16 protein-coding genes are annotated in these 17,687 nt (G+C 60.6%); 11 read left to right on the top strand and 5 right to left on the bottom strand.

Annotated elements, in window-relative coordinates; all coding sequences use genetic code 11:
* Positions 1-88: 88 nt before the first annotated feature.
* Together ACFOTD_RS05660 and ACFOTD_RS05655 are read right to left on the bottom strand one after the other, a co-directional pair.
* Complete coding sequence (locus ACFOTD_RS05660) at positions 89-334, bottom strand: hypothetical protein (RefSeq protein WP_378116590.1); 246 nt, start codon at positions 332-334, stop codon at positions 89-91.
* 252 nt (positions 335-586) lie between these two features.
* Complete coding sequence (locus tag ACFOTD_RS05655; protein WP_378116588.1) at positions 587-1,468, bottom strand: 3'-5' exonuclease; 882 nt, start codon at positions 1,466-1,468, stop codon at positions 587-589.
* Positions 1,469-1,641: 173 nt separating this feature from the next.
* On the opposite strand from ACFOTD_RS05655, the gene ACFOTD_RS05650 reads away from it, so the two are divergent.
* The 8 genes from ACFOTD_RS05650 (at position 1,642) to ACFOTD_RS05615 (ending at position 11,725) form a co-directional block, all read left to right on the top strand.
* Positions 1,642-2,172 carry a TetR/AcrR family transcriptional regulator gene (locus tag ACFOTD_RS05650; protein WP_378116586.1) on the top strand — a complete coding sequence of 177 codons (531 nt, stop codon included), beginning with the start codon at positions 1,642-1,644 and terminating at the stop codon, positions 2,170-2,172.
* 137 nt (positions 2,173-2,309) lie between these two features.
* Positions 2,310-3,734, top strand: a complete 1,425-nt coding sequence (locus tag ACFOTD_RS05645) for an MFS transporter (RefSeq protein ID WP_378116584.1) — start codon at positions 2,310-2,312, stop codon at positions 3,732-3,734.
* 664 nt (positions 3,735-4,398) lie between these two features.
* Complete coding sequence (locus tag ACFOTD_RS05640) at positions 4,399-5,901, top strand: PTS mannitol transporter subunit IIBC (RefSeq protein ID WP_378116582.1); 1,503 nt, start codon at positions 4,399-4,401, stop codon at positions 5,899-5,901.
* A 126-nt stretch (positions 5,902-6,027) separates the two neighbouring features.
* A complete protein-coding gene (locus tag ACFOTD_RS05635) occupies positions 6,028-8,124 on the top strand; it encodes a BglG family transcription antiterminator (RefSeq protein ID WP_378116580.1) in 2,097 nt (698 codons plus the stop codon).
* Positions 8,125-8,129: 5 nt separating this feature from the next.
* On the top strand, positions 8,130-8,567 hold the full coding sequence (locus ACFOTD_RS05630; protein ID WP_378116578.1) for a PTS mannitol transporter subunit IIA: 438 nt from the start codon (positions 8,130-8,132) through the stop codon (positions 8,565-8,567).
* Entirely contained in the window at positions 8,564-9,721 is a 1,158-nt protein-coding gene (locus ACFOTD_RS05625) for a mannitol-1-phosphate 5-dehydrogenase (protein WP_378116576.1), read from the top strand. Before ACFOTD_RS05630 ends, ACFOTD_RS05625 begins: the two co-directional genes overlap by 4 nt.
* A 19-nt stretch (positions 9,722-9,740) precedes the next feature.
* Entirely contained in the window at positions 9,741-11,462 is a 1,722-nt protein-coding gene (gene ptsP, locus ACFOTD_RS05620) for a phosphoenolpyruvate--protein phosphotransferase (protein WP_378116574.1), read from the top strand.
* The gene (locus ACFOTD_RS05615) at positions 11,462-11,725 is read left to right on the top strand and encodes an HPr family phosphocarrier protein (RefSeq protein ID WP_378116572.1); all 264 of its coding nucleotides are present in this window, start codon (positions 11,462-11,464) and stop codon (positions 11,723-11,725) included. Before ptsP ends, ACFOTD_RS05615 begins: the two co-directional genes overlap by 1 nt.
* Before the next feature lie 427 nt (positions 11,726-12,152).
* Here the strand turns inward: ACFOTD_RS05615 and ACFOTD_RS05610 are convergent, their stop codons facing one another.
* Positions 12,153-13,031, bottom strand: coding sequence for a DUF4190 domain-containing protein (locus ACFOTD_RS05610; RefSeq protein WP_378116570.1), 879 nt, complete (start codon positions 13,029-13,031; stop codon positions 12,153-12,155).
* Positions 13,032-13,065: 34 nt separating this feature from the next.
* Positions 13,066-13,698, bottom strand: coding sequence for a DUF975 family protein (locus tag ACFOTD_RS05605; protein ID WP_378116568.1), 633 nt, complete (start codon positions 13,696-13,698; stop codon positions 13,066-13,068).
* A gap of 464 nt (positions 13,699-14,162) precedes the next feature.
* Here ACFOTD_RS05605 and ACFOTD_RS05600 point away from each other — a divergent pair, with 464 nt between their 5' ends.
* The 3 genes from ACFOTD_RS05600 (at position 14,163) to ACFOTD_RS05590 (ending at position 16,795) form a co-directional block, all read left to right on the top strand.
* Entirely contained in the window at positions 14,163-14,939 is a 777-nt protein-coding gene (locus ACFOTD_RS05600; protein ID WP_378116566.1) for an ABC transporter permease, read from the top strand.
* Entirely contained in the window at positions 14,936-15,727 is a 792-nt protein-coding gene (locus tag ACFOTD_RS05595) for an ABC transporter permease (RefSeq protein ID WP_378116564.1), read from the top strand. Before ACFOTD_RS05600 ends, ACFOTD_RS05595 begins: the two co-directional genes overlap by 4 nt.
* A 72-nt stretch (positions 15,728-15,799) precedes the next feature.
* Positions 15,800-16,795, top strand: a complete 996-nt coding sequence (locus tag ACFOTD_RS05590) for an ABC transporter ATP-binding protein (protein ID WP_378117054.1) — start codon at positions 15,800-15,802, stop codon at positions 16,793-16,795.
* A 30-nt stretch (positions 16,796-16,825) separates the two neighbouring features.
* Here ACFOTD_RS05590 and ACFOTD_RS05585 read toward each other — a convergent pair whose 3' ends face one another.
* A complete protein-coding gene (locus tag ACFOTD_RS05585; protein ID WP_378116562.1) occupies positions 16,826-17,686 on the bottom strand; it encodes a DUF421 domain-containing protein in 861 nt (286 codons plus the stop codon).
* Position 17,687: the final 1 nt, after the last annotated feature.

Here is a 17,687-nt window from a genome sequence, read left to right as displayed (position 1 = left end):
GCTTTTGGCGTGCGGGTAATTTCGGATGTTTGGCGGGTCCAAATAACTGCATCTGTACATGTATTTTCTACCGAACTGTGACACTTGATTAAATACCTGCAAATGTGCAGGTAAATTCAAGGCAAGAGCCGGAAATTCGGTTAATAGGGGAAAATACATGCATATACGCATCTTTTTCATTGAAACGACGGATATTGGTGAAATAAGATGTATATTTGCAGGCTTTTACGGCGAAGGTTCGACGCGGACCAACAATAGGTCGCTCCATCGCTAACGGCTGTCGGATGAGCCATTCCTGGGCGTTACGGATATCCGGAAGACGAAAAAGAGCCATCGGGGCGATCTTCCCTGATGGCTCTTTTTGAATCGTAAGCGAACTTGTCAGTCGCATCTCATATAGCCCGAACCTCGTATAGCCCGAACCTCGTATAGCCCGAACCTCATATAGCCCGAACCTCATATAGCCCGAACCTCATATAGCCCGAACTCATATAGCCCGAACCTCCTTAGCCCGAACCTCGTATAGCCCGAACCTCATATAGCCCGAACCTCATATAGCCCGAACCTCATATAGCCCGCAACTCACTCAGCCCGCAGTTCCCGGATCCGCATCTCCCGCATCCGCTTCCACGGTACCGGCGGCCGGCGCCTCGGCGTCGGTCCCGCTTTCTTGGCCCTGGCTCTGGCGCTCGGGATTTCTCGGCTTAGGCGGCTTGGGGGGCTTTGCCGTCTCGGCCTCGAAATAGGCCTTGAGCTCCGCGGCCTTGCGCGGGTCCGCGAGATCGACCTTGCCTGCGAGCATCTGCTCCGCCACCAGCTCCCAGCTCAGCGCGAGCTTCTGCGATTGCGCAAGCCTGATCGCGTTTTTGACCGTGCGCCGTTCCTTCGCGTTGCTGAACGTGTCCTTGTACTGTCTTGCGTCATTCTCGGGATCGAGCACGGCGAACGTCTTGCGGAAGATCTCCGCCGTCATTCGTGCGTCGTCCAGCGCCCTGTGGGCCGAGCCCTCGGACGGAATGCCGAGTTCCTCGAGCGCCGCTTCGACGCTGACATCGTTGGTCAACCCGCGGCCGCGCAAGTATACCTTGAGCAGATCATAGTAAACGGCGGACATCCAGTAGGCGTCGTCGAGCTTGTGCATGCGCGTATCGAGCACGATTCGCTTGAAGTCTTCGCCGCCCCACGTGACGAAGCGGCACGACTCGCTGCGTCCGAGCCATGTCAGGAACGCCCGGATGACCGGTACGAAGCCGCTCGCGCTGTCGATATCCTCCTGGGGAATGCCGGTTTTTTTCTTAATGAAGCTGTTCAGCTTGGCAAAGTAAACGGGCTTGATAAGCGCCGAAAATTCGTCGACCGTCTCCAGCGCATCGTTCAGCCGTACCGCGCCGATCTCGATGACTTCCATAGGCAGCTCGCTCGCGAATTTGCGTCCGTTGAATTCGATATCCAATATGATGTAGTCCAAGTTAGTGACCTCCGAATTGTACAGATAGCTTTATTTTATCAAAAATCGGCAGTCAAAGCCCTTCCATCCTTCGTTATGCAGGAGAAGAAGTTTTTAACGGAGACCATTGACAGGGATTGTTACTCCATGTTATTTATTAATCAATAAATAAAACGAGTTTGGAGCTGCGGCGAATGACACCCAGGGACGATGCAACCTCAGCGACGCGCAAGGAACAAATTCTCGACGCGGCTGCCGAGCTTTTCGCTTTCCAAGGATTTTACAAGACGACGACGGCGCTCGTGGCCAAGGCGGTGGGCGTGACGCAGCCCTACGTATTCCACTTCTTCAAGACGAAGGAGGAACTGTTCCTCGCGGTGCTGGACCGCGGTTACCGTCGCCTGGTTCATGCCTTTTCCGTCGTAGAGAGCCCTCCGGAGGAGCTGGTCCATCGGCTGGGCGGCGCATTCGAGGCGCTGCTGGTCACGCATCGCAACGAGATTTTGCTGGTCATGCAAGCCTATGCGATTCCGGAGCCGGCGATTCGCGAAGAAGTGAAGTCGAAGTTCGCCGAGATCCATGAGATGGTCGGACGCCGGTTTGCGCAGGCGGGCATTCCGAATGCCGCCGGGGAAGCGGGCACGTTTATCGGTATGGGACTCCTCATCGCGCTGTCTCAGATTCTGGAGCTGCCTCAACTTCTCCCCTGGTCGGACAAGGAATAAGTAGAAGGGCGCCGGCCTTTGCGGGGAAGGAAGGCTCGCTTTAAGCGCACATCTGGTTGTTACTGCCGTCAAGCCCTGGCGCTTGGCGGTTAATTCAGGGATTTAATTTATTTATCGATAAATAAGGAGTGGAGTTCATGTCGACCTTGCAAAGAAACCGGATGCTTGTCATCGTCTGCCTGGCCCTGTTCATGGTCATGCTGGATACGCTGGTGCTCGGCGTAGCGCTGCCTTCGATTCAAAATTCGTTTAACGCGGACCTCGCGGATCTGGAATGGTTCACCAACGGCTATACGCTGACCTTCGCGGTGCTGCTGATTCCTCTGGGCATGCTGGGAGAACGTTTCGGCCGCAAAAAAGTGTTCCTGCTCGGCATTGTCGTATTTACGCTCGGCTCGCTGGCATCGGCGCTGAGTACCCATGCGATCGGCCTCACGCTGGCGAGAGCTATCCAGGGCGTCGGCGGCGCGGCAATCGCCCCGATCAGCCTCACGCTGGTCAGCGCGGCGTTTCCGCCCAAGTTCAGAGCGGCCGCGATCGGCATCGTATCCGGCGTATCGGGCTTGGGTCTCGCGATGGGACCGCTCGTAGGCGGTTTGATCGTCAACGGCTCTCCCTGGCAGACGATCTTCTGGATCAACGTTCCGATCGGCGTACTGACCGTGGCATTCGGCTGGCTGTGGCTGCGCGAGTCCAAGGGTGCGGAAAAACGTCTCGATCTGACCGGCTTGCTGCTGATCGCCGTTTCGCTGCTGGGCATCGTGTTCGGCCTCGTGCGCGGCAATGAAGCGGGATGGGGGGCGTTCGAAGTATGGGGGCCGCTGGCGGGAGGCTTGGCGCTGCTGCCTGTCTTCATCGCCTGGGAATGGCGCCATCCTTATCCGCTGCTGTCGCTCGGATTGTTTAAGAGCCGCGACTATTCCGCGCTTATCGCCACGGGATTCTGGTTGAACGCGGGCATCTTCGGCGCCATCTTCCTGCTCACGCTGTTTTTGCAACAAGGGCAAGGCTACTCCGCACTCGGCGCGGGCATTCGCGAGATGGCCTGGACCGGCGCCACGATGGTCGCCGCCCCGCTGGCGGGGCTCTTCATCGGACGCCTCGGCACCCGCCGCATACTGCTCGCCGGCCTGCTGCTTCAGGTAGCCGCGTTATGCCTGTTCGCGATCCTCATCGCCGTGAACGGCGCGGTCTTCTCCTTCGCTTACCTGGCGCCCGCCATGGTTCTGGCCGGCCTCGGGATGGGGCTTAGCCTCACGCCGCTGTCGGAGGGCGTATTATCCGCCGTGGACGAATCTTCCTCCGGCGAAGCAAGCGGCGTCTCCAACGCCACGCGGGAGCTCGGCGGCGTGTTCGGCATCGCCATCGGCAGCCTGATCTTCCGCCAGGGCGGTCAGATCGCGTCGCCCGACCAGTTCGGGAGCCATTTGATCCCCGTCTTGTACGTGTATGCCGGGATGCTAGGTGCCGCGTTCATTACAACGCTGTTGTTCTACAAACGGCCGCGGAAAACGGCTCGCGAATCCGGCAAGACCTTGCCGGCCGGCGCGGCCGCGGAGTAGGCGCGAATCGGATCAGGTGGTTGGGGATGGAAAACGAAAATCGGACTGATGGAGGAGAATAACTGCACTTGCCCATTTGTTCATATTGTTCCTAAGTAGGAACCACTTTGGCCGATGTTGTATATGGAGCGCCTAGGTGTTCCTAAGTAGGAACAAATCCGGCCAGTCTTGCGCATGAGGCGCCTCGGTGTTCCCATGTAGGAACAAGTCCAGCCAATCTTGCGTGCGAAGCGCCTAGGTGTTCCTATGTAGGAACAAGTTCGCTAATCTTGCGCATGAAGCGCCTAGGTGTTCCTAAGTAGAAACAAATCCGGCCGGCCAAGCTTATGGAGGCTTTGGTGTTCCCCGCATCACGCAGGTTAATATTGGAACGGCTGTCGGATGAGTATCGGCAGGCATTCCGCGCAACTCCGGTTTCGAATTTCTGCTAAACTTAACAGGACCGTCAGGGCAAGCCCTGGCGGTTTTTTTGTCCCGAAAAAACGCGCTAGAACAGGCATCGCCGGCTGTCGGCTTATAAAATCATCAAATGCTGTCAACAGTATGATTGACATTTTTGCGTTATCCTTCTGTTGCTGCCAAGAGGTGCGCGCAGTACGATAAACGCATATCGACCGCTGCGGGATCCCGCAAAAAGAAAGCGGTTAACCAAGGAGGAACCGAAATGGAGCATGCACAGCGTTCTGCTTCTAGCGGTGGCATAAGAGTAGGCGTCCAGAAGTTCGGACGATTCCTGAGCGGCATGGTCATGCCGAACATCGGAGCGTTCATTGCATGGGGCATCATTACGGCACTATTCATACCGACCGGCTGGGCGCCGAATTCGGAGCTCGCGAAGCTCGTCGATCCGATCATCAAGTACCTGCTCCCGGTCCTGATCGGTTATACCGGCGGCACCATGGTGCACAAGACGCGGGGCGGCGTCATCGGCGCGCTCATGACGATGGGCATCATCGTCGGCACGGATATCCCGATGTTCCTCGGCGCCATGATCTGCGGTCCGCTCGCGGCCTGGGTGCTCAAGCAGTTCGACAAGTCCGTCGAGGGCAAGATCAAAGCGGGCTTCGAGATGCTGGTCAACAACTTCTCGCTGGGCATCATCGGCGCGGCCCTGACGCTGCTCGCATACTCGGGCATCGGCCCGGTCATCGAGCAGTTGACGAGCTGGCTGTCGGACGGCGTAGAGTTCCTCGTCAACCACAACCTGATTCCGCTGGCGAACGTCCTGATCGAGCCGGCGAAGATTTTGTTCCTGAACAACGCGATCAACCACGGCGTGCTAAGCCCTATCGCGCTCGACGAAGCGTCGCGCACGGGCAAGTCGATTCTGTTCATGCTCGAATCGAATCCCGGCCCCGGCATCGGCGTCCTGCTCGCCTATATGTTCGTCGGACGAGGCTCCGCCCGCCAGTCGGCATCGGGCGCCGCGATTATCCACTTCTTCGGCGGCATCCATGAGATTTACTTCCCTTACATCCTGATGAATCCGCGCCTGATCCTGGCCGTCATCGCCGGCGGCGTGACCGGCACGTTCACCTTCTCGATCTTCGGCGCGGGACTGGTCGCTCCGCCTTCCCCGGGCAGTATCTTCGCCTACATCGCGATGGCGCCGAAGGGCGGCTTGCTGCCGGTGCTGAGCGGCGTGCTGACCGCGGGCATCGTGTCCTTCGCAGTCTCGGCGCTGCTGCTGAAGACGTCGAAGAAGAACGCGCAGGACGAGGACATCGAGGAAGCGCAAAGCCGTATGAAGGCGATGAAGGCTGCTGGCACGACGGTTGCGGCGGCAGGCGCTGCGAGCGCAGCCGTTGCAGGCGCATCGCGTTCTTCGATTCCGGATACGGCGTTCGTTGACGCAGGTCTTCAAACGGCTGCCTCGGCGGTAAAGGATAAAGAAGACGTGCGCAAGATCGTGTTCTCCTGCGACGCCGGGATGGGCTCAAGCGCCATGGGTGCCTCGATTTTGCGCAAGAAGATGAAGGCCGCGGGATCGGACATCACGGTCATCAATACGGCGATCAGCGACATTCCGGACGACGCGGATATCGTCATCACGCATAAGACGCTCACCGACCGCGCCAGACAAAAAGCGCCGAACGCCGAGCATATCTCGATCGACAACTTCCTCAAAAGCCCGGCGTACGACGTACTGGTGAACAGGCTCGCCTGAGCCGAAGCGCTCTCCCGGAACGGAGCGTCCTTAAGGCCGCATTCGCTCCGCATATCGAATTGGCTGACGCTGGCGAGCATACCGCCGGCGTTCAGCCCATTTTGGATAGATAGGAATGATCCGTCCATGAGCGTATCCAACCGAACCCGGCTCATCCTCGAGCTGCTGCTGCGCAGCGGGCGGGAGATGACGGCCGCCGAGCTTGCCGCAGGGCTCCAGGTCAGCTCGCGCACCGTACACCGTGAACTTGCCGCGGTCGAGGAGCTGCTGGCAGGGCAGGCCGTATCGCTGGTGAAAAAATCCGGCTCGGGTATCGCGCTGCAGGGCGATCCGGCTGCGCTAGAGCGTCTCGGCTGCATCGTATCCGCGTCGGAGGAGGCCGAGTTCTCGCCGGACGAGCGCCAGATTTACCTGCTGTGCCTGCTGCTTCGGGAGCGGGAGCCCGTCAAACAATTCGCGCTGGCGCACGAGCTGAAGGTGACGGTGCAGACGATCGGCAGCGACCTGGAAGAGCTGGCCGAGTGGGTGGAACGATTCGGCGTGCGGCTTATCCGCCGCAGGGGCTACGGCGTCGAACTCGCTGGGGGCGAGGCGGAGCTGCGGGAGGCGATCCGACAGCTCATCCGGCTTCGCCTCGACGACGCCGAGCTGATCGCCAGCAGGGGCGAGCCGCCGTCGCATCCGCTCGATCGCATGCTGTTCCAGCTGGCCGGACGTGCCGACTTGGCCGATGTCGAGAGCGCGCTGTGGAGCCTCGAGCGGAGATGGGCGGGCAGTCTCAACGAACAGATTTACACCGACCTGCTTATCCGTCTCTCGATCTCGCTGCATCGCGTCCGGCAAGGCAGGACGATGGCGGATACGCCCGTTCCGTACCACCCGCCGCCGCATGGCAGCCAGCTGTCCGAGCAGGCCGCGGCGGAAGCCGCGCAGCTGGCGGAGCAGCTCGCGGCGCGGCCTGGCGTGGAGATCGGCCCGGCCGAGACGGCTTACGCCGCCGAGCTGCTCCAGGATGCGCACGGGAAAGACCTCGCGCTGCTGCCGGGCGACGATCTGGCGCTGGCGGATACGGTCCGACGGCTGATCCAGTCGGTGCAAGCGTCGACGGGCATCGATTACGAGGAAGACCGGTCGCTTCGGGACGGCTTGTTCGAGCACTTGAAGCAGGCGGTGCAGCGGCTAGGCGAGGGTCAGCGTATCCGCAATCCGCTGCTGGAGCAGATCCGCCGGGAATACGGCATGATGTTCGCGTCCGTCAAGGAGGCTGCTTGCGCGGCGCTGCCCCAACTGGAGGTGCCGGACGAGGAAGTCGGCTTCCTGGTCATGCACTTCGGCGCCTCTCACGAACGGCTCAGGCAGCTCCAGCGCAACGTACGCGCGATCCTCGTGTGCACGAGCGGCATCGGCTCCTCCAAGCTGCTGCAGATGCGTATCCGCAAGGAGCTTCCCCAGATCGAGATCGGGGATCGGGTATCCTGGTACGAGGCGGCCCGTCTGGACGAGGACACGTACGACCTGATCATCTCCACGATCGATCTCCCGATCGATCCGAGACATTACATGAAGGTCAGCCCCCTGCTCACGCAAGGGGAAGCCGACCGGCTGCGGGCGTTCGTGCGCGAGGCGCCGTGGGAGAACAAGCAAGCCGCCGTCCGGAAGGGAGAGGCCGGCTTGACGGTTTCTTCGGCAGACGCCTTTGCCCGGCTGGAGCGTCTAAAGACGACGCTCGACGAGATCGTGTCTCTCGTCGGCGGGTTCCGGGTGATCGAGCTGGGCGAGGAGGCAGGCGATTTGTACGCCGCGCTGGACGAAGCCTGCCGTCAAGAGGAAGCGCTGGGCCTGTTGAGCGGCTCGGCAGCAGTACGCGACAGGCTGCTGGGGCGGGAGGAACAGGGCAGCCAGATGATCCCCGGTACGGGGCTCGCGCTCTTTCATACGCGGGCGCCGGAGATCAAGACTTCCGCCCTCAAGCTGTACCGGCTTCGTCGGGAGGTTCGTTTGCCGGAGCAAGACGGTTCGCCCGTCCGATTGGCCCGGTTCCTCCTCATGCTGGCACCCCGCGCGCTGGCGCGGGAGCGTCTGGAGGTGCTGAGCGAAATTAGCGCGATGCTGCTCGACGAGGAGACGGTCGCGCTGCTCGAGGCAGGCGACGAGACGACGATCCGCGAGCGAATGACGATGCATCTGAGAAGCTTTTTTCTAACTAAAACCGAAAGCGAGTGACTGATATGAGCATCCTTTCCGCAAATAAAGTAAAACTGAACGCATTCGTCAGCGACAAATACGAGGCGATCCGTCTGGCCGGCCAACTGCTGGCAGAGGCTGGTCACGTAGAACCGGCTTACGTCGAGAGCATGATCGAACGCGAAAACTCGCTGTCCACCTACATGGGAGGCGGTCTTGCGATCCCGCACGGAACGAGCGAATCCAAGGGCACAATCAAGTCTACGGGCCTGTCGATCGTCCAATTGCCGGCTGGCGTCGATTTCGGCGACGGCGAGAAGGCGCATCTGGTCATCGGCATCGCGGCAGTCGGCGACGATCATCTGGACATTTTGACGAATGTGGCGATGATCTGCTCGGACGACGAGAACATGGAGCGGATTCTCGCGGCCAAGACGCCCGCCGAGATGATCGAAATTTTCGAGAGCGGTGTGGAGGAATGAAGGCTCTGCATTTCGGAGCGGGCAACATCGGGCGGGGCTTCATCGGACTCCTGCTGTCGCGTGCCGGCTACGAGGTGATATTTTCCGACGTAAACCAGACGCTGGTCGACGCGCTTCGCGAGCGAGGCGAATATACGGTGACATTGGCTGACGACGAACAGGAGCAGATCCTGGTGACAGGCGTGACGGCGATTGACGGCACAGACATTGCGGCCGTCGCCTCCGCCGTGGCCGAGGCCGATCTGGTCACGACCGCCGTCGGCGTGAACATTTTGAAGCATATCGCCCCAGGTATCGCGCGCGGTATCGAGCGCCGCATCGCCGACGGAGCGGGTCCGCTCCACTTGATCGCCTGCGAGAATGCGATCGGCGGCAGCGTCCAGCTTAAAGCGCATGTGTACGGGCAGCTGGACGAGAGGACGCGCGGCAAGGCCGATGCTTCGTGCGCCTTCCCGAATGCGGCGGTGGACCGGATCGTGCCGATCCAGCACAACGAGGATCCGCTCGCGGTGACGGTAGAGCCGTTTTACGAATGGGCGGTCGACGAGTCGGTCATGTTCCCGGGTTTCCGTCGCGTCGAAGGCGTGCATTACGTAAACGACCTGACGCCATATATTGAGCGGAAGCTGTTCACCGTTAATACGGGTCACGCTTCGGCCGCCTATCTTGGCAACCTGAAGGGGTACGAGACGATCCAGCAGGCGATGGCCGACGAGACGCTGGTGGGCGAAGTGCGCGCGGTGCTGGACGAGACGGGCGCCGTCGTCGTCCGCAATCATGGCTTCGATCCCGCGGCGCATCGGCATTATATCGATACGATCCTCGGCCGCTTCCGCAATCCGCATCTGACCGACGAGATAACGCGCGTCGGCCGATCGCCGATCCGCAAGCTGTCGCCGAACGACCGTCTTGTCAGCCCTGCGCTGCAGGCGCTGGAGCAGGGCGGCGAGCCCGTGGCGCTCGCCAAGGTCATGGCCGCTGCACTGCGCTTCGACTACCCGGACGACCCGGAGTCGGCTGAGCTGCAGCGATCGCTGAAGGATGCAGGCGTAGGCGTTACGCTGGCAAAATATACGTCCCTGCCGCCGGAGCACCCGCTGCTCCAGCTGGCGATGAAGCAGTTCGATGCGTTGGCTGCCGGGTTTCAGAGCTGACGAAAAGGAGAGATGCACCATGTCCCAACAGTTAACCGGCATCGCCGCTTCTCCCGGCATCGCCATCGCTAAGGCGTTTCGGTACGCGCATGCCGCGGCCGAGACGCCGGAGCGCGCCGAAGTCGCCGAAGCGTCCGCAGAGGCGGAGCGCTTCCGCGCCGCCGTCGCCCGGGCGAAGACGGAGATCGATGCGATCCGCGAATCGACGGAGCGCAGACTCGGCGCCGCGAAGGCGGAGATTTTCGAAGCGCATCTGATGCTGCTCGACGACCCCGACCTCGTGGACGCCGTCCTTGAGCAGATCGAAAGTGAAGCGGTAAACGCCGAATATGCGCTTCACGAAGTAACGGGCATGATCGTCGAGATGCTCCGCGGCATGGACAACGAGATGCTGCGCGAGCGGGCGACGGACGTGCTGGACGTCTCCGGCCGCGTCATGAGCCATCTTCAGGGCAGGCCGTACGCTGCGCTGTCCGGAATCGCGGAGGAGACGATCATCGTGGCGCAGGACCTGACGCCGTCCGATACCGCGCAACTCGACCTGGACTACGTGCGCGGCTTCGTTACCGAGATCGGCAGCCGCACTTCGCATTCCGCGATCATGGCTCGTTCGCTGGAGCTGCCCGCGATCGTCGGTGCCGGCAAGGCTGCGGCGGACGTTCCGGACGGGACGACGATCGTTCTTGATGCGTCGGAGGGGCGGATCGTCATCGATCCGAGCGATGAGGAGCTAGCGGAATACCGGGCGAAAAAAGAAGCCTACGACGCGCGGGTGGCCGAGCTGAAGCGGCTGGCGGCCGAACCGTCCGTATCGGCCGACGGCGCGCATGTCGAGCTCGCGGCCAACATCGGGGGCGTCGAGGACGTCGCGAAGGCGCTGGAGAACGGCGCCGACGGCGTCGGGCTGTTCCGCACCGAGTTCCTGTACATGGGCCGCAATTCGCTTCCGACCGAAGAAGAACAGTACGAGACCTACCGCCACGTGCTGGCCAAAATGGACGGCAAGCGCGTCGTCATCCGCACGCTCGACATCGGCGGCGACAAGGAGCTGCCCTACCTTTCGCTTCCCAAGGAGAGCAACCCGTTCCTCGGCCTGCGGGCGGTCCGGTTCTGTCTGAGCCGCGAGGATGTGTTCCGCACGCAGCTGCGCGCGCTGCTCCGCGCGAGTACGGCAGGCAAGCTGAATATTATGTTCCCGATGATCGCCGTTGCCGGCGAGCTGCGGCAAGCCAAGGCGATCCTGGCCGAAGAGCGCGCCAAGCTGGAGAGAGAAGGTATCCCGGTAGCCGCAGACATCGAGGTCGGCATCATGATCGAGATTCCGGCTGCCGCGCTGAACGCGGACTACCTGGCCAAGGAAGTCGACTTTTTCAGCATCGGGACGAACGATCTGATCCAGTACACGATGGCGGCGGACCGCATGAACGACGCCGTGTCGTACTTGTATCAGCCCTACCATCCGTCCATCCTTCGCCTCGTCCGCATGGTCATCCGGGCCGCGGAGCGCGAGGGCAAGTGGGCGGGCATGTGCGGCGAAATGGCGGGCGATCTCACGGCAATCCCGCTGCTGCTCGGCCTCGGGCTCGGCGAGTTCAGCATGAGCGCGTCGTCCGTGCTGCCGGCCCGCGAGCTGATCGGCCGGCTATCCAAGGAAGAATGGGCGGGGCTCGCCGATGAGGCGCTGCAGCTCGGCACGCAAGAGGAAGTCAAACAATTCGTAGAACAGAGGAGTCATGCCTAATGCTGTCCGAAACGTTTACCGTCATCCATCCGTCCGGATTCCATGCCCGCCCGACCAAGATTTTCGTTCACGCCGCGACGCAATTCAACTGCAAGGTGAACCTGATTAAGGGGTCCAAGAAAGTCAACGGCAAAAGCTCGCTCGGCCTGCTCTCGCTGGGACTCGCCAAAGGCGACGAGGTGACGCTTGAGGTCGAAGGCGAGCGCGAGGACGAAGCGCTTCGCGAGCTCGGCCCGCTGCTGTCGAAGATTTACGAGGAATAAGAGAACCTTCCGCGGGGGCGCAGGAGCGTGCTTTAAGCGAGCAATGTGCGGCTGCAGAGAGAGCCGCCGATGCAAGCGAAGCGAACGAACCGTCAGGAAACGATTTTTCCCTGGCGGCTTCTTCGTATGTTATAAAGATTTAATAACTACTTAGGAACACCTAGGCGCCCCATACGCATGGCTCGACGGGCTTGTTCCTACCTAGGAACTCCCAAGCCTCCATAAGCCAGGCCATCCGGAATTGTTCCTGCCTAGGAACTCCCGAGCCTCCATAAGCCAGGCCATCCGGAATTGTTCCTGCTTAGGAACACCCGAACGCTTTATAAGCAACGCCAGCCGAAGTAGTTTCTAAGGAAGAACTATCATTGCAGGAAAAAAGAGCTGTTCTATTCGGTCGCATTATGCGCCGAAAGGAACAGCTCTTCTCCTAGGCTTCCATGATAATGTTCGAATAGTTGTTGTAATCGTAGCTGTTGTCCGTCGCGCCGGCGATCGCGAAGATAATGATCAGCAAGATAATGACGAAGTACAGCACCGTGCCTACGATCGAGCATATGAGTCCGGCGATCGCCATGCCGGAGCCCTGCTCGCCGCGAACGCGGATTTCCTTCAGCGAGATCGCGGATACGATAATGCCGACGACGCCCAGGAAAAAGCCGATGAACGGGATGACGATCGACCCGATGCCGAGAATGAGCGCGGCGATCGACTTGCTATTCGAACGCGCCGGCGGCGACTGAGGCGGGCGGGCGTAATCATAGCCCGGCGGGCGATAATTAGAAGGCTGCGCCGGTCCGCCGCCGTATGGATGCTGGCCATGATTCGGATGCTGCGAATAAGCGGAGCCCTGAGGCGGAGGCGGATAATAGCCGCCTTGGTGCTGCGCCTGCTGGTAGCCCGCATGCTGGGCAGGCTGTTGACCGTCGCGCGGCGGGTACCCGCCGGACGGGGACTCCGGGCGCCAACCCTGCGCAGGCCGCGCCGGGTCGTCGGCCGAGCGGTAACCGCCGCCTGGCGCCTGCCGATCGGGCGACCACGCCTGCTCATTTGCCGAGCGGTAACCGCCGTCTGCGCCTTGACGCTCGTATGCGCGCGCCGGGTCATCCGCCGAGCGGTATCCGCCACCCGACTCCTGCCATTCATGCGCACGCGCCGGCTCGCTCGCCGTGCGCTCCCCTGCGGCCTCGCCGCCCCGATCGGTCGCCTGGCCCGAAGAGGTGTCCCGCTCCGTGCCCGCATCGGTGCCCGAAGCGGAGTCCGTCGGTCCGTCCCCGCTCCAATTGTTGTTCGAATCGTCGGATGTCATCTTTCAGTCTCCCTTTGCGGAAAGGCTTCGATTATTAGTATTGGTAGTTATTGAGTCCGGGCTGGACCGGCGGTTCTACGTAGTTGGCTTGATTCAAATCCTCATAGAAGTGCGCGAGGCCGGTGTAGAAATACGGCGTAACCCATAGCAGGCCGATGCCGAACGGGATCGAGCCGAGAATGGCCCATCCGAGATAGCTCAGGCAAAAGCCGAAATAGCGTCCCTTGTTGCCGGCCATCATGGCTTTGCTGCGGTTGATGGCCTCAAGGCCGCCGATGCCCGGATTGTCGCGCAGGATAAAGAAGGCTTGAGAATAGCGAATGGCGGCGATGATGCCCGGTACGATAAAAAGCAGCGTCCAGAGGAACACAAAGATGCCGATGAGCAAGTTCAAGATAAAGGCTTCGGAAAAGCGATTGAAGCCGCTAAACAGCCCGCCGATGCTCGGGGTACGCTCGCGAACGAGGTCCTGGAAGTACCCGTATACGCCTAACATAAGCGGTCCGGTCAGAACAAGAGAAGCCACCCATCCGATCAGCGGGATTCGCTCGATAATGCCGATTACCGTCAAGATGACAAAGTACACCAGCGCCAGCAGCACCGGCTCTGTCCATTTGCCTTGCAATGTCGTTCTTGCCCGTGCCCGAAGCTCCGAACTTGTCGTCATTTGCTCAATTCCACCTTTGCGTCGTGAGTTGTGGTACAGAAGCCTGTCCCCAATCCATACTGATTTTACAAGCCATGTCACATTTCGACAACCACTTTTTGGATTAGGGGGTCCCAAGCCCCCTATATCCTATGCCTCGCCTCACCGTCGGTATGCTTCGAGATCGGGCCGAAGCCCCGGTTGCTTCGAATCGAAAAGACTTAAATAACGTGGGAAGCACAATCAGGGGATTTACTCCACATTACCGTTTTAAGACATAAAAAAACCGCCGAAGGCGGATTTTAGGCAAATTTTAAGTGAGGGGGATCAGTGTTGGCTGATCGAAAAAGAAATATGCGTCCTCGACATCTATAATATTAGATTAGCACGCCGGAAAAGAATAGTCTAGTCTTTTTTTCTGAATTTGTTATGATTTGGAATGCTCTTCCCGGGAGAGCCAATCTAACGCGGAAAAGAGGGTCCGAATGACTGTGCTATGGGTGCTGGCCAGAAGCGCGTACGAGAGCCGTTTGCAGTACACGGCATCGCACGCCGTGCGCACGGTTGCCAGCGTAATTTTCGGCATGATCTATATCTCGATCTGGCAGGGGATCGGCGAGCAGTATGCGCTGGAGGGCTACGGCAGAGAGGGGATGGTCGCTTATATCGCGTTTAATCAAGTGATTCTGTGGCTGACGTTCACCTCGCATGGGCTCGGGTTGGAGGATCGGGTCCGGACGGGCCAGATCGCGCTCGACCTGATCCGCCCTGTGCACCTGTTCGTATTTTCGGCCGGACGGGAAGCCGGCTCCATCATCTACAATGTGTTGTTCACCGCGCTGCCCCTTTATATCCTCTATGCGCTGTTCGTCGGACTGCCGGTTCCGTCGGATCCCGTAATCTGGCTCCGCACGCTTGCGGCGCTCGTCATGGCGGCTTATACCGGCATATGCATCTCGTACTGCATCGGAGTGACGGCGCTCTGGACGGTGGAGAGCCGCTGGTTCAGCCTGCTGAATTATTCGCTGAGCTTCGTGCTGTCGGGATTCCTCATGCCCATCTCTTGGATGCCAGGCTGGCTGCAGACGGTCTCGAGACTGTCGCCGTATCCGGTGTTCAACGACATTCCAACCCGTACCTATCTCGGCAATGCGGCCCCTGCGGCGCTGCTCGCGCCGGTCTTTTGGTGTCTGCTGCTCTCGCTGGCCTGCTTGGCGGCGACATCCGCCGTACGGCGCAAGGTGGAGGTGCAGGGCGGATGAACTGGATGCGTATCTCATGGATGCTCTATAAGATCAACGTCCGCGCGAGAATGCAGTACCGGGTCAGCTTCCTGCTGACGACGCTGCTCGCGTCGGTCGTCACCGTCGCCGAGTTTCTTGGGCTGGCGGTCGTGCTGCATGCGTTCGGGGCCATCAGGGGCTGGAACGTATGGGAGATCGGTTATCTCTACGGCGTGCTCATGACGGCCAAATATTTGTACCGGGGCTTCGGCTCCGCCGTCAACAATTTCGAGCCGTATCTCGTGAACGGCCAGCTGGACCAGCTGCTGCTGCGGCCGATGCCGCTGCTGCTGTCGGTGCTGACATCGCGGACGCGGATGGTCGGCGGCGAGCTGCTGCAGAGCTTGACCGTGCTCGGCGTATGCCTCGGCAAGCTGCTCGGCGACGGCCGGATCGGCTGGACGGCCGTCCCGGCAACGCTCCTGATCGTCTGCACGGGGACCGTCATCATGTTCGCCGTCGGGCTTGCGACGGCGGCGGTCGGATTTTGGACGACGCGAACCGAGGACCTGTCCGTCCTGACGGACAACGCGTCCACGACCGCATGCCAGCTGCCGCTCAGCCTTTTTCCCGATTGGCTTCGCACGCTGCTGTTGACCGTCGTTCCGTTCGGCTTCATCAATTACGTGCCCGCCATGTTTATCGTCCGGTCCGAATGGGGATGGTGGACGATTCCGGCGACGGCAGCCGTGGCGGCGACGGCGCTCGGAGCGGCGCTCGCCCTATGGCGCATCGGGGTGCGGAAGTATCAAAGTACGGGCACCTGACTTTTTTGGATACTGCTCTGTGTCAGACAGCTAACAGATAAATCGACCCGAGGAGGGATTGCTATGACAACGATGCTGGAAGCCAAGGGACTCGGCAAGACATTTACGACGACGCTGCCCAAGGAGGGCAGGCTCAAGGCTGTCCGTACGCTGTTCTCCCGCGAACGCAAGGTCGTTACGGCCGTGAACGCGCTCGATATGCGAATTGCGGAGGGCGAGTTCGTCGGCTTCATCGGGCCCAACGGCGCGGGCAAGTCTACGACGATCAAAATGCTGTGCGGCATCCTGCACCCCAGCGCGGGGGAGGTCCGGATCGGCGGGCTCAGCCCGCAGCGGGACCGGCGGCGCGTAGCGAGGCGAATCGGCGTCGTATTCGGGCAGCGGTCGCAGCTGTGGTGGGATTTGCCGCTGAAGGACAGCTTCGACATTCTGGCCGCGATGTTCCGGCTCGGCGCCGCGGAGAAGGACCGCCAGCTGGCCAAGCTGGAGGACGTGCTGCAGCTTCGGGATTTCTGGGATACGCCCGTCCGGCGGCTGTCGCTCGGGCAGCGGATGCGGGGCGATCTGGCCGCGGCGCTGCTCCACGATCCGGAGCTGCTCGTGCTGGACGAACCGACGATCGGCATGGACGCCGCGGCCAAGCGGCAGATTCGGGACCATCTGAAGCTGCTAAACGAACAATACGGCAAAACGGTTCTGCTCACGACGCACGATATGGACGATATCGAGACGCTCTGCAAGCGGGTCATCGTAATCAGCCGCGGCGAGCTGCTCTACGATGGGGCGCTGGATAAGCTCCGTGAGCGAATCGGGCTGCCGACGACCGTCCGCGTGACGTACGGCCAGGACACGAAGCTTGCGCCGGACATGCGAATCGGAGGCAGCCGGCAGGCCGCCTCCGACGAGGTTCGCGTGGTAGAAGCGCAGGGAAGAGAAGCGGAAGTGAGCTTTAACCGCGAGCGAATCGGCGTAATGGAGGTGCTGCGGCTGCTGTCCGATTGGGGCGACATCGCGGACGTTCACGTCGAGGAGCCCGAGTTCGAAGAGATTGTCAGCCGCATCTATTGATCGGCTCGATGCTCCGACGTATCAGCCGCATCAACACATGAGCATCGGTTTCAGATCAGAGATGACCTGCGCCAGCGCAGCGGAAGTGCGCGTATACATGGCTTTGGCTTCCGCGTCCTTGGTGGATACCGCGAACAATTCCAGGTCCGCCTCCAGCTTTTTCAGGTTGGCGAGCAGCAGCGCCTTGCCCTGCGGCGCCGGTACCTGGAGCTTGTCGTCGTACAGGTCGACGTACAACTGCTGGTACGCATCCACTTGACCAAGGAACACGTTGTCCACGCTAACGCCGATCTTCTCCAGCTCCGTCGCCAGCCAGCCCGGACTAAGACCCGCAGTGGCGAGGGGCTCGTTCATCATCTTGCCGTCCATAATGACGACCTGCGGCTCGACCTCGTGCACCTTCGGCATGCCCATGTCGCTCGGCGTGAGCGGCTGCTTTTCCTTTTTAAGCAGAACGCTCAGCTCTCCGCTCGTTTCCATGACCGCAAACTCGACGTCGGCCAGATTAAAGGCGCTCTTGCCGCGCAGCTGTTCCATCAACTCGTCCGTCGTCAGGTGTTCCTTCTTTAGATTGTCCTCCATGACCTTGCCTTCTTTGATGACGACCCGGCCGCGGCCTTCGAGCAGGTGGCGCAGCCGGAGACTTTTCATCGACAGGTACTCCAGCGTGAAGGGCACCGCAAACCAGACGGCAAGCGCGATGAGCCCGTGCGAATAGTGGGTCTCGATATCCGTCGAGATGAAGCCTGCAAGTTCCCCGAGCGTGATGCCCAGTATATATTCGAAAAAAGTAAGCTGAGATATCTGCTTTTTGCCGAGCAGCCGGGCCATGATGAACAGAACGATCAGCGCGCCCAGCGATCGGAATATGATTTGACCCCACATCGGCATG

The sequence above is a fragment of the Cohnella sp. GCM10012308 genome (assembly GCF_042649185.1).
GTDB lineage: Bacteria > Bacillota > Bacilli > Paenibacillales > Paenibacillaceae > Cohnella.
The sequence above is the reverse complement of the archived record's forward strand: the minus strand, read 5'-3'. Positions and strand labels throughout refer to the sequence as shown.